This window comes from Jiangella alba (assembly GCF_900106035.1).
Taxonomy (GTDB): domain Bacteria; phylum Actinomycetota; class Actinomycetes; order Jiangellales; family Jiangellaceae; genus Jiangella; species Jiangella alba.
Genome location: NZ_FNUC01000003.1, coordinates 953,252 through 967,693, shown reverse-complemented (window position 1 = coordinate 967,693; position 14,442 = coordinate 953,252). Strand labels below are relative to the sequence as shown.

The following is a 14,442-nucleotide window of genomic DNA, read 5'->3' as shown; positions in this document are numbered from 1 at the left end:
GAGTCCTCGGACCGACGACCGCTATCCCCAAAGGGGTGTCGTCCGGTTCGGACCGCGGCGGTGCGCAGGGCGCACCTGTCCTTCGACATGTCGTCGATGAGGTCAGGGGCGTTGGGCGATGGCGACGTACGAGGATCCGGTACGGGATGCGTTCGAGGTGCGTGAGGCGATGCGGGGGTTGGCGCATGCGACCCGGCATCCGCCGGACAGGATCACGGCGTACCGGACGCTGGAGTCGCTGCGGTGGGCGACGGATGCGCTGCAGACGACGTTGGAGCAACTGGCCGACGCGTACGACGGGTATGCGGGGTCGGACACGATGATCGGTGGAGACCCGGTCGCCGGTGCGGCCGCGACCCGCAAGATCACCAGTCGGCTGCGTCGGGGCGCCCGCAACGCGCGCCGTATGGCGCAGATGGTGACCGAGGCGTGGGACCTAGAGGATCGCACCGACTACGTGGCTCCTCCCCCGCCGGGCCGGACGGCGTGGCAGGCGCCCGCGGCGCCGCCGCCGCCGCCTCCGCCGTCGCAGCGGCTGCTGCCACGCACGAGCAGCCCGGCCTGGACGCCTCCGGGTGCCGCCGACGACGGCGGGCTCGGCTTGTGAACCGCCGCTCGGGCCGCGACGAGGAGGGCCGGGTGCATGCGGCGGTCCTGGTGGATCCACAAGGGCAGCCGCGACGGGTCCGCGCCGCGAGACGTCGCGCGGCGGCGCAGCGCACCGCGGCAGCGGCGCGCGAGCGCCGCGACGCCGAGCAGGCCAGGGCCGAGGAGCTGCGGGCGGAGGCCGCGCTGCCGCTGCTGCCACGGGCCGGCGAGGCAGGCCCTGCGGCGCTGCGGACCCCGGGACGACTGAGGCTGCCGCGCCATCAGGACACCTCGGCGACACTGGCCGGCGCGTACCCGTTCCTGGCCGAGGCCGGGCTCGGCGCGGCCGGGGTGTTCGTCGGGCAGGACCTCTACAGCGGCGGGTCCTTCGTGTACGACCCGTGGGTCCTCTACGCCCACGGCGTCCTCACCGCCCCGAACGTGGTGGTCGCCGGGATCGTCGGCTCGGGCAAGTCGTCGCTGGCCAAGTCCCTGTACGCCCGCAGTATCGCGTTCGGGCGGCGCGTCTACGTGCCCGGCGACCCGAAGGGCGAGCACACCGCCGTCGCGCAGCTGGTCGGTGGCCGCGCGATCGTGCTCGGGCACGGCCTGCCCGCGAGGCTGAACCCACTCGACGAGGGCTACCGCCCCGCCGGCCTGAGCGACGCCGACTGGGCCGCACAGGTGGGCGCGCGGCGCCGCGACCTGCTCGGCGCCCTGGCCGAGACCGTCCTCGCGCGGGCGTTGACGCCGGTCGAGCACACCGCCATCGACGCCGCCCTCACCGCCACCGTTGCCGCGGCGGAGGTGCCGGTGCTGCCGATGGTGGTCGACCGCATCCTCACCCCCGACCCCGATGCCGACCCGCGCTTGGGCGAGGACGGCCGGCACGTCGGGCACGCACTGCGGCGCCTGGTCGCCGGTGACCTGGCCGGGTTGTTCGACGGCCCATCGACCGTCAGGTTCGATCCGTCACTGCCGATGATGAGCCTGGACCTGTCCCGGGTGGCCGAGAACGCCGCTCTGGTGTCGGTGCTCATGACGTGCGCGTCAGCGTGGATGGAAGCCGCGCTGCTCGACCCGGCCGGCGGGCAACGCTGGGTGATCTACGACGAGGCCTGGCGGCTCATGGCCCACCCCGCGCTGCTGCGCCGCATGGACGCGCACTGGCGCCTCGCCCGCCACTACGGCATCGCCAACATGCTCCTCTTCCACAAACTGTCCGACCTGGACACCGTCGGCGATGCCGGCAGCGCCGCTCGGGCGCTCGCGTCGTCGCTACTGGCCAACGCCGAGACCCGGGTCATCTACCGGCAGGAAAGCGACCAGCTCGGCCCGACCGCGCACACGCTCGGGCTCACCCGCACCGAACAACACCTCCTGCCCACCCTGGGCACCGGGCAAGGCCTGTGGCGCATCGCCGACCGGTCCTTCGTGATCCAACACCAGCTCCACCCGGCCGAACTGGACGCGTTCGACACCCGCGCCCGGATGGGTGTCAACGGTTCGTCGAATTTATGAGGGTGCTCGGCCCTGGACTCCGCTGCGCGTCGACGCTCGAACTGCATCTGAAACGCCTGCTGTCCATCGATCATGCGCGGCTCGTCCGGAAGGGTCGTCGTGGGGCGGGACTTTCCGACGACATCGAATCTTCATGGCCCTTGTGTGGGGGTCCGTGCGCACTTTGACTGCATGAAGCTTGTGATCCGAACCCCCGACGAGCTGATCGCCGCTATCCCTCATCTGCTCGGGTTCCAGCCGGACGAATCGATCGTGTTCATGCCGATGCGTTCCGACCTTCCCATCGCTCGTGCCGATCTCCCGATCACGCCAGATGACCGCGCGGCGATGTGGGCGTCACTCAGCGACGGGCTCAGCCGCCACGTCCGGGCCGGCGCCAGCTTCAGCATCGTCTGCGTGACTGACGACTGCAACGCGGCTGACATGGTCAGCCAGGAATTCGCCGTCCGCCTCGACAGCATCGGCATCGACACGCAGATGCGGCTCTGGGCGAGCGACTCCCACTGGAGCGACCTCGACAGCGGCGAATCCGGCCTTCTGACCCAAGCGGCCAGGGATCGCATCACCGTGATGACCATCGCAGCCGGGCGCACTCAACCAGCGGTCAGTCGCGACTCGTTCGCCGCGTCGCTGATCGGAGATCGCGAGCCTGTGGCGAAGCTCCTGCCCCACGCCCACGCATCGGCCCGGCAGAGCACGCCACGGACGGAGACCCGGTGGGCCCTCGACCGACTCGAACAGTTCCATGCCGACGGCCACCGACTGGGCGACAGCGATGCGGCGCGACTGCTTGTCGCGGCCGACTCCATCTCGATCCGAGATCGGCTGTTGGCCGATCTGACTCGGGACAACGTCGACTCCCACGTCACGCTATGGACCGACATGACGAAGAGAGCTCCGGATGACGTGCGAGCAGCTCCAGCTTCGATGCTGGCCTTCGCAAGCTGGCTGTACGGCGACGGGGCCATGGCATGGTGCGCTCTGGACCAGGTGCCCCAGGACCGGCCGTACCCCCTCGCAGAACTCCTGGCCGTCGCCGTGCAGACAGGCATCCACCCACAGGAATGGGACGCCGTCATGTCCCAACACCCACACCTCGGCACGGATCTCGGGCCAGACCTCACCGCACAGCAACGAGGCACGCAGCCCGGTCCCGCTCGACCCGAACACGAGATGTGAGGAGCACCCGGTGGAGAACATCAACGATCACCGTCAGCTTCACAGCCGCGTGGAGCGTCTACTGACGCGATTCGTGAAGGCTCGCACCCAGCACGGCGGACCCACGTTCCCCGTCGACCTCGTGCACAACGCCGACGTCGAGGTCGCCCACATCCGCGGTTGAGACATCTCCAGTTCATCACCCTGCGGTCGCGAGCGACAGGATCATGCGTCCACACGCGAACCCGGCCGCCGACGCCGCGGAGCCCCGAATCGGAGTCTCACATGCCTAAATACGTCAGCGACAGCGGCCCACCGTGACCAGCCGACCGGGCCGGCCCTGGAACGTGTTGGTCGCACGGGCACTGGACCAGATCGAGACCCTGCCCGGGTTCGAACCCGGCCGCATCGGCTGGAACCAGTACCGCTACTACCGGTGGGATGCGGACAGCCTTATCAGCCGGATCTCGGTCTACGCGTTCCCGTCGCCCACGCCAGTACGGACGTTCGTGCGGTTCGCGGCATCCGTGGACGGGTTCACCGTCACCGGCCCTGCCCGCCGGACTCTGACCGTGTACGACGTGGCGAAACGCCTCGCCGTACCGGTCCGCAGCGCTGAACTGGCTAACACCGCACTGCGCGTGGCGCTCACCACCGCGCTCGCCGAATGGACCACCGCGCACCTCCCCAGGGCCGCCACACCGGCGCTCCCCCGACATCCATCGGCCGGGCGCGACCAGCGTGCGGCCGAGCCGCGCCGACCCGGCATCGATCTCTGACCAGACGAATCCACGCGGACCGACCACGCAGCAGCCGGAACGTAGTGCAAGATCGGCCCACGCCACCCCGCCGCCCGCGCATCGCGTCAAGACACCGAAGCGCCCGGCGACGCGCCGGTGTGGCCACGGGACGTCTGCGCACCTGCCGTTCATGACGGATCACAGCGGCCTTGGGCCGAACCACCTCACGACACGAGACGCAGCCGGCGACGTCCCCGCGGCCGAGCGTGCGGCACGGACGTGGGATCTCCCGGTCGTACACGCACTGGACCAGATCGAAACACTTCCCGGGTTCGAACCCGACCGCGTGCGATGGGACAACTTCCGCTTCTGGAGCACGGGATCGATCCACCGGATGGGCTGGGTCACGATCTACGCCTACCCCTCGCTGACCCGGGAGCGGGCATCCGTGCGGTTCGCCGCGATCGACGGCGGGTGCACGGAGATCGGCCCCATCGACGCTCCGCTGAGCGTTGACGACATGGCGCAGCGGCTCGACGTGTCGATCGAGAGCGCCCAACTGGCGACCACTGCACTGCACACCGCGCTCGCCGCGTCGCTCGCGGAATGGAACGCCGCCCACGCCCTTGAGGCGGTCCGCCGAGGAGTGGCTCACACACAGCGTGCGGCGCTGCCGACCACCCCCGACCAGGTCACCGTGGCACCGCCCGGCATCGACGCCTAGATCCGGAGATTGTCCCAGCGATCGGGCCGCCGCGCCCCGGTCGGTTGTCCAGACATCGGCACCGGGCAGCGGTGGTTGCTGGGGGCGGCGGCGTACCGGGCTGTAGTGAGACAGCCCATCAGCAGCCGTCATCCTGCCGTGCTCGCCCGACCGGCTGCGCGCGGTGACGCCTCGTGACCGGCCCGCGATCCGGTGACGACGACCCTGGCACGGCGACGCCGCCGGTGCTGCCGCACGTGATCGTCACCGTCACCGACGACCAGACCGGCGCCCTGGACGTCACCGTCGACCAGCAACCCGTCAACCCGCCAGCCGGGAGCGAGGGCTGGCGCCGCGACGACCTCGCCACCATCCTCGACACCCTCACCAGCGAACGGGACCAGCCGCTGCGGGTCGAGGTCCGTGAGAGCGACGGGTCGAGGTTCACCGACATCCTCACCCCACCCCGCCGGCGCAGCGGGCCGAGCGACACAAGTCAGGCCCCCGGGGCGGGTGGGTTCCGCGGCATCGTGACCGGCGCCGGGTTCATCCCCGGCGAACAGGTCACCGTCGCGGTCGCGGTGCTGACCACCAGCGCCGGCCCCACCGGGACCGCACGGGCCTGGCTCAGCCTCGCCCACACCACCCAACCCGCCGGTGAGGTCGTCCTGATCGGGCGGATCTCCGGCACCGTCACCACCGCCACCCGCGGCGAACCCGGCGACCGCCATGACGGCGCCGCGCAGTGAGCGCGCCGGCACCGACACGCTGACCAACCTCGCCCTCGCCATGCTGGCCGGGCTCGGGGTCATCGTGCTGGTGCTGCGCGCCACCGCCAGCCTCACCGCCGCCCTCACCGGCACCGCGCAGCCCACCGCAGGACCCGGCGTGGTGCTCGGTGTGCTCGTCGACCCGGCCGATCCGGGCCGCGCCCTCGACGCACCCGGCCTCAACCCCGTCGTCTACTGGGCCCTCACCGGGACCCTGCTGGCCGTCGTGGCGGTCGCGGGATGGTGGCTGCGCCGCTGGATCACCGGACAGGCACACCGAACCCGGGCGGATCCGCGGCGCCTGGCCGGGACCGCGACCCGCGCCGAGGTCGCCCGGCACGCCTCCGCACGTGCCCTGGTCCGCCGCGGCGCCACCCTGCGCCCCTCCCTCACCCACCCGTCGCCAGCCGATCTCGGGTACCAGCTCGGCCACGCCCACGGCCGCCAGGTGTGGGCGAGCGTCGAGGACTCCATCCTGCTGATCGGGCCACCCCGCTCCGGGAAGGGCCTGCACATCGTGATCAACGCCATCCTCGACGCGCCCGGCGCCGTCGTGACCACCTCCACCCGCCCGGACAACCTCGCCGTCACCCTGCACGCACGGCAACGCGTCGGACCGGTCGCCGTGTTCGACCCCCAACACCTCGCACCCGGTCTCCCGGCCGGGCTGCGCTGGTCCCCCGTGCGCGGCTGCGACGACCCGCTCACCGCGATGATCCGCGCCACCGGCCTCGCAGCCGCGACCGGCCTCGGCGGCGGCGGAATCGACAACGGCGGCTTCTGGGAAGCCAAAACCCGCACCGCCCTGCAAGCGCTCCTGCACGCCGCCGCCCTGGACCACCGTTCCCCGGCGGACCTGTTCCGCTGGACCCTCGACCCCAGCGCCGCCCACGACGCCGTCGCCATCCTCAACGCCCACCCGGGCGCGGCCACCGGGTGGGCCGACTCCCTCGACGCAATGATCGCCGCCGACCCGAGAACCCGCGACTCCATCTGGCAAGGCGTGTCCCTCGCCCTGTCCGCCCTTGCCGACCCGAGAGTGCTGGACGCCGTCACACCCCGCCCCGGCGAGCACTTCGACCCCGCCACGTTCCTCACCGACGGCGGCACCGTCTACCTGCTCGCCACCGGCGCCGGAGCCGGCGCCTCCTCCGCGCTCGTCGCGGCGTTCGTCGAAGACCTCGTCGAGACCGCCCGCCGCCTCGCCGCGTCCTCGCCCGGCGCCCGCCTCGACCCGCCGCTCCTGCTCGCGCTCGACGAGATCGGCAACCTCGCCCCGCTCCCGTCCCTACCGGTGTTGATGGCCGAAGGCGGCGGGTCCGGGATCACCACCCTGCCTGTCCTGCAGTCCATGTCCCAAGCCCGCACCAAATGGGGTGACAACGCCGCAGGCGCGATCTGGGACGCCGCCATCGTCAAAATGATCCTCGGCGGCACCTCCAGCACCCGCGATCTCCAGGACCTGGCCGTGCTCATCGGGGAACGCGACGAATACACCGGCTCCACCACCATCGACCCCCACGGCGGCCGCTCCAACCAGCAATCCATCCGCCGCGTCCCAATCCTCCCACCCGACCGGCTGCGCACCCTGCCCTTCGGCACCGGCGTCACGATCCTGCGCACCGCACCACCCATCATCACCAACCTGCGCCCCTGGACCCGCCGCCCCGACACCCGCCGGCTGACCACCGACCGGACAGCCGTCGAAGCATCTCTCCACCAACACGGCCGTCCACCCACACACGGCACCAAATAGTCCGCACCAGCCAACGGCGCAAGGCAAACGAGGCCACCGCCCGAGGGATCGCGGACAGCGCACCCGACGCTGGGAACGGTCGGAATGGCATCGCGTCACTACGGCAAGCGAGCCAAGCGTCCCCGAACGTGTCGTCAGCCTCCAGCACCCTTCACCGGTCGGCCGAACGTATTCTCGTCGCGTCCTTCCACAGGACACGAAAGACCTGCTCGACGTCGCTCGCAGCGTCAGCAGCACATCATCGACCGACATAGGCCGCGAACTTGTCCACGATGCCGGCAGGCTCGCCATAGACTGCGGCGAGGTCAGGATTGAACACCACCAGCGCCGGCGCATCACGACCCGAGATGCCCAGGGCAAAAGAGCAGTCACTGTCCTCGACATGAGCGAGAAGCGACGGCATCCCGACGGTTTCGGCGAGACCTTGCAGCTCGTCCGTCCGCGGAATCGCTCAACCTCGCCTGGTAGTGCTCGCGCCGCACGACATCGAGCACGAACCACTTCTGCGCGGGCAGAATCGCGCGGAAGGCGATCAAACCTTCCAGTCCCCGTAGGACGTCTCCGCTGTCGAGCTGGCCCGCGGGTGCGGCGATCCTGGTTACGGTCAGACCCATTCCGTCCCTTCCTACGCGAGTACCGGATCGACAACCGCAAGGCACCGAGGCCCGTCGGCCCAGTCGAGGTGTCCTCGACCGCGGTCCTTCTGGTCAGGTGCATCGGGCGCCGCTAGGTTAACGGTCGTGTTCGGAGCAAAACGAGCTAAGCGGACCGATCGGTACGACGAGTTGATGGCCCGCCGTGCCGCACTTCGGGAAGAGATCCAGCGACGAATCGACCAGCATCACCGGTCGAGCATGAAGCAGCTGCCCATCGGCGGGCCTGCACAGCCGTTCGGAGGCTCCAGCAACGGCATCCTGCTGAATCGTGACGGAACACTCACCGCAACGATCAGGCTGCGCGATGCGCATGGAGTGGAGACACAGGTCGTCCTTCGCGCCGAGGCCGGTGGCGGTGTCGAAGTCGTTCAGCCCGCCGACAAGGGCTCCGCGCCCGCGTCGCTGACCCGATCACTCGACGAGACCGAAGAACGCATCAGCCACGTGACCGCGCTCGCCCGGGAGCATCTGCCCGCCCCAGCGGCAGAGGAGTTCCGAGCCATGCTTCGCCCCGCTTTGAGGCTCGTCCACGCGGGCGAAGGCGACCCCGTGATCGCCCAGCTCGGCGGCTTGCCGACGCTCCCGATCAACTCCTGGCCTGGCTGGGATGGCCACGGTCCACTCAGCCACGTGCTCAGTTTCGACTGTGCACCGGTCGCGGAGCTGCTGCCCGAGCTGGGCATCCCACACGACGGCCGCCTTGCCTTCTTCTACTTCGACGGCGCATACGACGACTACCAGAGCACCGTCGGCACCTGGGACCCCTCAACGAGCCCTGGATTCCGTGTCCTCCACCTTCACCCGGAGAACAGCACCCGCGCGCACATCACCGACGCCGCCACGCCCGTGCCGCCCGGCCTCACCCCGTTCCCGCCCATCGCGCTGACGGCGATACGCACGCTGACCTGGCCGGCGCACGAAACCCCGATGGCAGAGGTCGTGTGGATGAAACACGGCCTCGTGGAAGAGGAAGGCGCGCGCCCGTCAGAACCGGTCCGAGCGCTCTACGACGCACTCTGGAAACTGCCCGGCGGCGGCTACGACACCCACCAGATCGGCGGCCACCCATGCCCACAGCAAGGGCCAGTCGAGATGGAGGTCGAACAACTACGCCGCGGACTGGCGAGCGAGACGTTCGCATGGGACCACCCAGAGGTCCAATCAGCCGCCTCCACCTGGCAGCTACTGCTGCAAGTCGCGTCCGACGACGCCGCCGACATGATGTGGGGCGACGTCGGCCAGCTCTACTACCTGGTCTCCGACCCTGAACGGCCAGGCGAAGCGCTCTTCACCTGGCAGTGCGGTTGAACCGAGACCGATCCGGCAGCGCTTCCACATGGTCCCGACGTCAAGAAGCAACGTGCTGCGAATCATCGTGCGTCACGGCCTATAGAACTGCCGTGTTCACGGTGGGCGCGTGCCCGCAGGCCGACTGTGTAGGTGTGCTGTCCATGCATGGATTCCGCACGACGTCGAGTGCAAGGGCGGGCCATGTCCGGGCACCACGAAACTGCGCCGGGTCGTACGACGCGACTCGCACGCATCTGCCGCGATTCGCGCGGTCGCGGGACGGGTCTTGCCGCCACAGGTAGGCCGCCTCGCCAGTGTGTACCCTGCCGACGACGGTGCCTTCAGTCCTCTGGCCGGGCTCCCTGCGAGAACGTGTACGCGTATGACCCGCGGGTGCCGGCGGGTGCGTCGCCTAACTTCCGCTGAGTGAGGCGCCGCTGGGTGCCTCGATCACGACGGGCTCGTTCCAGCGGGTCGCGTTCATCTCGGCCTCGATCCCACCGAGCTCAAATTCGGCGCGACGCATGAGGTCGCCCTCGGTCAGATACAGCTCATAGGTGACCGTTTCCGGCATCCCCGGGACAAGCGGATCGCCCTGAGCCTCGGCTGCGGCGGCCGCGCCGACCGTCAGCGAGTAGTGGCAAACCGGTTCGCCGTCGATCTCGTCCTCGCCGACCAGTTCGACCCTCTCGAGGCCCGCATCCCAGGCCGCGAACGAGGACGCGATATCCATGCTCGCCGCCTGGCTGCGCAGCTGGGCGGCAGCTGGATCGGAGCCGTCGAGCTCCTGATACGCACCTCCGCTGATCGAGTCGGAGACGAAGAGGCGGTCGTCGACGACGATGAGCGCGAACCCCTCACCGTTGGAGAGCGTCGTCATGTCCATCTCAGCGCCGGTAGGCGTGTACGCGACGACCGCGTCGATAACGGTCTCCTGCCCTGCGCCCGACATCTTCACCGCCACCTGGACCGTGGCGTCCGCCGGCAGCGCCGCCTCCATCGCCGGCAAGAGCGTCTGCTGGTCGTACCCGCAAGCCCCTTCCTCCGCGAGCAGATCACCGCCGCCTCCGCCCGCAGAGCAGCCTGCCAATGCCAGGGCTGCCGGCACCAGCACTCCAAGGACAGCAATCCGACACATCGATGCTCCAGTCTCAGGGCGGACCGACCTGCGGGCCAGGAATCCAGCGGCTGCTCAGCGCACGGAGTCCTCCAAGCACGACCAGTCTGCGACCTCGGGCGGCAGGGCTGTGTCGAACTCCGGCATGTCGATGTTGATCAACCAGGTCGATCTGTAGCTCGCGTCGTCCGGCACCTGCGTCCCGGTCGCCGCCGCGGCGATGTCGGTGTAGTCGACGTGCAGCTCCAGCGGCCCGACGCCGGCCGGCAGAAAGACGTAGCCAGGGGACTCCGCGCCGGCGAGCGTCTCGAGGACACCAGGGTCGGCCGCGGCCGCGCTCGTCGGCTGCAGTCCGGCTCCGCCGGCCACGGTGATCTCGTACAGCGTGCCGTCCGCGTCCACCCGGACCGGTTCCGGCTCGCCGACGATCGAGCTGAGCACCTCGAATGGTTCGACGTCGCGCGGGTCGACCGGCGCCAGCCCGAACTCGGCCAGATGATTCTCCTCCGCGTCGCCCAGGTCGACCCACTGCGTCCCGCAGGTCTCCATCGCGGACGGATACCGCACGAGGGTCACAGCGTCCGTGGTGACGAACCGGACCCCGCTTCCCGGAGGCTGGTGGCCGAGCGCTTCGGTCACCGCGGCGGAGTTACTGATGCTCCGATCGTGATACGGCACGTCACGGTCGAACTGCACGATCTCGGACGCCAGGCTGTTGACCGGGGTGCCGTTGTCAGGGCCGAGCCAGTCAGTCTTCCTGTACCGGCCGTACCTGGCCGCGAGATAGGTCTCGACCTCCGACCACGGCACCGCCGTCGGTGCGGTCGCGGTGACCGGCTCGCGCGCTGGCGCGCTCGGAGCAGCGGACGACCCGACGGTGTCCCCGCCGGTTCCGCAGGCGCCCGCCCCAGCCACCAGGAGCGCGGTGAGTCCCACCAGAAGGCACGCACGTATGCCCGATTTGAAATGAATCAAGGGAAGGTGCACCGGCACACCTTAATGCCAATTCAGCGCGGGTCAAGCAAGCCTGCACGTGTGTGCGAAAACGACGACCTGGACCCGTTCGCGCAGCACCAGTTCGCGCAGGATCCCGCCGACGATCGCCTTCACTGCCGACTCGCGGGCGAAGACCAGGCCGGCGGTCTCGGTGCTGGACAACCCGTGTGCAGCGCTCACGCGGGCCTACGGACTCGCCGACCGCACCCGCGACGACACCCAGGACGACGACACCGTTGATGACGACCGGGAGGAACCCAACCGCCAGTAACCGAGCCCGGCCGGTGTTCCGGCAGAATGCGCGCCAGGTGATGGGAGAGAACGGCGTGTTCCAGACCGCCACAGGCAAGCCATCGATCTGGTCGCCCAGGACGAGGATGGCGCCTACCTGCTGGTCATCGTTGAAGATCGCCGCCGGGCGGTCGACCTCAATCAGGAGTCAGCTACGAGAGAAGATCAGCACCTACGCGAGCTATGTGCTCGACGGAAGACTCGCCCAGCAGCACACCGAAACAACCGACGGGCCAGTAGAACCCAGCTCGATTGCACAGAGACGCCATCGGACCACTTCGCTCACATCACCAACCCACGCCGCCTGGCAACTCGCAGCTCACGGCATCGACTTCCAGGTCAACCCGGCTCGTTGATCCCGAATCGATCCCGGAACGCCGCGATGAAGGAACGAAGTTCGGCCGCAGCCGCATCGTCGCGATCACCGAGATCGGTATCGGCCGTATCGATCAGTCCCAGCGAGCGAGCCGATTCGCCGGCGAGCTGCCAAGCCGCGGGGCGCCGGTAGACGAGCTGATGCTCGAACCCCGGACCCTGGTCGAGGAGCCGGCAAATCTCCGTGAGCGTCGAACATGACTCCATGAACGGAAGTGCATAGTTCGCGACCGAAGCGATGAGGCCTCCCGCGCTCCCCGCCGGGTCCACCGCATCCAAGATCCACGCCCTGTAGCGCGATCCAGGCATGAGGTAGCCCAGCGGTGTGCTCACCGTCGGCGGCTGGTAGGCGTGGAACTTCTCGCCGCGCAACTCGCCAACGAGGCGCTCAACGCCCTGGTGCCGGATCCCCACGACCGGGTTGACTTCAACCGCACCGGCCGGGAGGTGCCGACTGGCTCGGTTCAGGCCGAGCCAGCCGAGCACACCCTCGGCAACCTCACGGGTGAACAACATGCCGGCACGTTTCCTGAAGCCGAGAGATTGAAGCCCGATGCTCACCTCGATGAGGGCCGGATTCACGGAGCCAGGGGCCATGGCTGATACACCGTCCATACGGGCGTGGGTCTCATCGGGACTCCTGACGTCAATCCTGCTGCCGCTGCGTTTCCGCCTCTCGGAACCGCCCCGCCCGACCGTATAGCCGGGAAGCCAATCGCTTGTTTCGGGGTCAGAGCTGCGCTGGGGCCGGTCATGGCGCCACCTTTTCACGCAACCCTGCCAGGATCTGGTCGACAGGAACCCAGCCCTCATCGTCCAGCTCGAGTTCGTAGAGCCAGGGCTCGTGGCGAAGCGCGTGAGAGATCTCGCGGGTCAGGTCGATGCCGCGCAACGTCACGATGTCGCTTCCTGTGCGAGTGACCGCGGGACAACGACACGATGCGTCATGATCGCCGCCGGGGTGGCGGTCTGAGTGGTCTCGTCGAAGACCTCCAGGCCCCGCACCAGCGCAGCGAACGGATCGCTGCGGAAGATCCGCATCACCGGCGGCGCGGCCCGCACCGTCCGCGGCTCGCCCGTCTCGGGATCGACACGGCCGGTGGGGCGCGTCGTGAACCGGTTGATCGGACCGAACCTGCCCACGTGATCGCGATACCGACTGGCCAGGTCGGCGCGTAGCTGCTGGATCTGCGGGGTGTCGTCGAGGTCGGCCGCTTCCGTGCTCAGCAGCGCCCGTGCGGCGTCGCGCAGCCTCAGCAAGGACCGCAGCTCTCGCCGCTGGGTCGCAGGGACCAGGCATTCCTCCAGACCGCTGCCGGTCGCGACCTGGAACGTGTCGTCGTCACCCGCCATCAGATGCCCGTCCCACAGCCCCTCCGGAGCGCGCGCCGCCGGCCGCGCCTGGCCCGAGGAGGCCCAACGCGGCGTCATGATCAGGCCGTCGCGGCGCGCTGCCTCGGCGACGCCGTCGAGCACGGCCGCGAAGCGCGCCGGCGCCCGGGCGGGGTCGGCCCTCACGTGCAGGGTCGTCGCGCTGTACATGCCGGGCCCGACGGCGAACTCGCCCAGGATGTGCTCGGGGTGATGGTCGAAGTAGGCGTTGAGGCGGATGCTCTCGCCGTCGATGACGCGCTCGGTGACGGTCTCCCACACCGTCGACCGCGGCGGCGTCTCGGGGCCGCGGCGCCGGAACAGCAGCAGATCCGTCACCACCTCGCTGCCGGCGGCGCGGCGATGCGCGCCGGTCGGCAGCCGGACCGCCGCGATCAAGTCCGCCAGCGCGTTCATCTCGCGGCGTGCGGCCGGGTTCTGCGCATCCAGGGTGAAGTGGCTGGTCAACAGGGCGAGCAGGCCTCCCGGGCGGGTCAGGGCGAGAGACCTGATGATGACGTAGTTGTGCAGGCTGTGCCGGCCGCCATTGTGGCGAGGGTCGTGCAGCCGGATGTCGCCGAACGGCACGTTGCCGATCACGGCGTCGAAGTGGCCAGCCGGGAACCGGGTGTCGGCGAACGACTCTGCCCGAACCGTGGCCTCCGTATACAGGGTGGCCGCGATGGCGGCGCTGGTGGGGTCCAGCTCGATCCCGGTCATCCGCGCCCCGGGTGGAGCCAGACCGATGACCGTGCCAGCACCACAGCCGGGCTCCAGCACCTCGCCCTCCGTGAATCCCAGGCCGCTCAGCAGGTCCCACATCGGACGGACGTAGGCGGGGTCGGTGTAGTGAGCGTTGATCGTCGTGCGTCGCGCCGCCGCGTACGCCGACTCGTCCAGCACCGCTCGCAACTGCCGACGCTCGGTCTCCCACCGGTCGACCTGCTCGTCGAACAGCGCCGGCACCGCACCCCAGCTCGACCAGCGCGCGAGCACCCGCCCGGTCGTCGTCGCTCGCCGCCCGACCCTCATCCCGGATGCGCCGCGGCAGGGCGATCGCGTCAAGGTTCGCCCGCACCCGCGAACGAGCGCCCGAGGGGGCGAGGTCGT

At 69.7% G+C, this 14,442-nt stretch carries 16 protein-coding genes; 9 read left to right on the top strand and 7 right to left on the bottom strand.

Annotated features, from left to right (window positions below; translation table 11 throughout):
• Nucleotides 1-118: 118 nt before the first annotated feature.
• The 8 genes from BLV02_RS07110 (at nt 119) to BLV02_RS07080 (ending at nt 7,236) form a co-directional block, all read left to right on the top strand.
• Nucleotides 119-607 (top strand): hypothetical protein, encoded by a 489-nt coding sequence (locus tag BLV02_RS07110; protein ID WP_069114525.1) that lies wholly within the window; start codon nt 119-121, stop codon nt 605-607.
• Nucleotides 608-639: 32 nt separating this feature from the next.
• Complete coding sequence (locus tag BLV02_RS07105; RefSeq protein WP_171906874.1) at nt 640-2,109, top strand: TraC family protein; 1,470 nt, start codon at nt 640-642, stop codon at nt 2,107-2,109.
• 171 nt (nt 2,110-2,280) lie between these two features.
• On the top strand, nt 2,281-3,288 hold the full coding sequence (locus BLV02_RS07100) for a DUF4192 domain-containing protein (RefSeq protein ID WP_171906875.1): 1,008 nt from the start codon (nt 2,281-2,283) through the stop codon (nt 3,286-3,288).
• Nucleotides 3,289-3,298: 10 nt separating this feature from the next.
• On the top strand, nt 3,299-3,451 hold the full coding sequence (locus BLV02_RS36375; RefSeq protein WP_171906876.1) for a hypothetical protein: 153 nt from the start codon (nt 3,299-3,301) through the stop codon (nt 3,449-3,451).
• 133 nt (nt 3,452-3,584) lie between these two features.
• Nucleotides 3,585-4,046, top strand: coding sequence for a hypothetical protein (locus BLV02_RS07095; protein WP_141711834.1), 462 nt, complete (start codon nt 3,585-3,587; stop codon nt 4,044-4,046).
• 151 nt (nt 4,047-4,197) lie between these two features.
• The gene (locus tag BLV02_RS35505; RefSeq protein WP_141711835.1) at nt 4,198-4,731 is read left to right on the top strand and encodes a hypothetical protein; all 534 of its coding nucleotides are present in this window, start codon (nt 4,198-4,200) and stop codon (nt 4,729-4,731) included.
• Nucleotides 4,732-4,904: 173 nt separating this feature from the next.
• Nucleotides 4,905-5,459: a hypothetical protein gene (locus BLV02_RS07085; RefSeq protein ID WP_069114530.1), complete on the top strand. Its 555-nt coding sequence runs from the start codon at nt 4,905-4,907 to the stop codon at nt 5,457-5,459.
• A complete protein-coding gene (locus BLV02_RS07080) occupies nt 5,440-7,236 on the top strand; it encodes a type IV secretory system conjugative DNA transfer family protein (protein ID WP_069114531.1) in 1,797 nt (598 codons plus the stop codon). Before BLV02_RS07085 ends, BLV02_RS07080 begins: the two co-directional genes overlap by 20 nt.
• Before the next feature lie 238 nt (nt 7,237-7,474).
• Here BLV02_RS07080 and BLV02_RS36370 read toward each other — a convergent pair whose 3' ends face one another.
• Nucleotides 7,475-7,639, bottom strand: a complete 165-nt coding sequence (locus BLV02_RS36370) for a hypothetical protein (RefSeq protein WP_171906877.1) — start codon at nt 7,637-7,639, stop codon at nt 7,475-7,477.
• 337 nt (nt 7,640-7,976) lie between these two features.
• On the opposite strand from BLV02_RS36370, the gene BLV02_RS07075 reads away from it, so the two are divergent.
• Nucleotides 7,977-9,200, top strand: a complete 1,224-nt coding sequence (locus BLV02_RS07075) for a YwqG family protein (RefSeq protein ID WP_141711836.1) — start codon at nt 7,977-7,979, stop codon at nt 9,198-9,200.
• 394 nt (nt 9,201-9,594) lie between these two features.
• Here the strand turns inward: BLV02_RS07075 and BLV02_RS07070 are convergent, their stop codons facing one another.
• The 6 genes from BLV02_RS07070 to BLV02_RS37065 all read right to left on the bottom strand — a co-directional run bounded on the left by BLV02_RS07070 (nt 9,595) and on the right by BLV02_RS37065 (nt 14,328).
• Nucleotides 9,595-10,290, bottom strand: coding sequence for a hypothetical protein (locus BLV02_RS07070; protein ID WP_141711837.1), 696 nt, complete (start codon nt 10,288-10,290; stop codon nt 9,595-9,597).
• 84 nt (nt 10,291-10,374) lie between these two features.
• The gene (locus BLV02_RS07065; protein WP_141711838.1) at nt 10,375-11,286 is read right to left on the bottom strand and encodes a hypothetical protein; all 912 of its coding nucleotides are present in this window, start codon (nt 11,284-11,286) and stop codon (nt 10,375-10,377) included.
• A 30-nt stretch (nt 11,287-11,316) separates the two neighbouring features.
• Nucleotides 11,317-11,475, bottom strand: a complete 159-nt coding sequence (locus BLV02_RS36365) for a hypothetical protein (RefSeq protein WP_171906878.1) — start codon at nt 11,473-11,475, stop codon at nt 11,317-11,319.
• Nucleotides 11,476-11,925: 450 nt separating this feature from the next.
• A complete protein-coding gene (locus BLV02_RS07060; protein ID WP_141711839.1) occupies nt 11,926-12,543 on the bottom strand; it encodes a hypothetical protein in 618 nt (205 codons plus the stop codon).
• A 169-nt stretch (nt 12,544-12,712) separates the two neighbouring features.
• Nucleotides 12,713-12,859: an RNA 2'-phosphotransferase gene (locus BLV02_RS37070; protein ID WP_216094547.1), complete on the bottom strand. Its 147-nt coding sequence runs from the start codon at nt 12,857-12,859 to the stop codon at nt 12,713-12,715.
• Nucleotides 12,856-14,328 carry a methyltransferase domain-containing protein gene (locus BLV02_RS37065; RefSeq protein WP_069114535.1) on the bottom strand — a complete coding sequence of 491 codons (1,473 nt, stop codon included), beginning with the start codon at nt 14,326-14,328 and terminating at the stop codon, nt 12,856-12,858. Before BLV02_RS37065 ends, BLV02_RS37070 begins: the two co-directional genes overlap by 4 nt.
• Nucleotides 14,329-14,442: the final 114 nt, after the last annotated feature.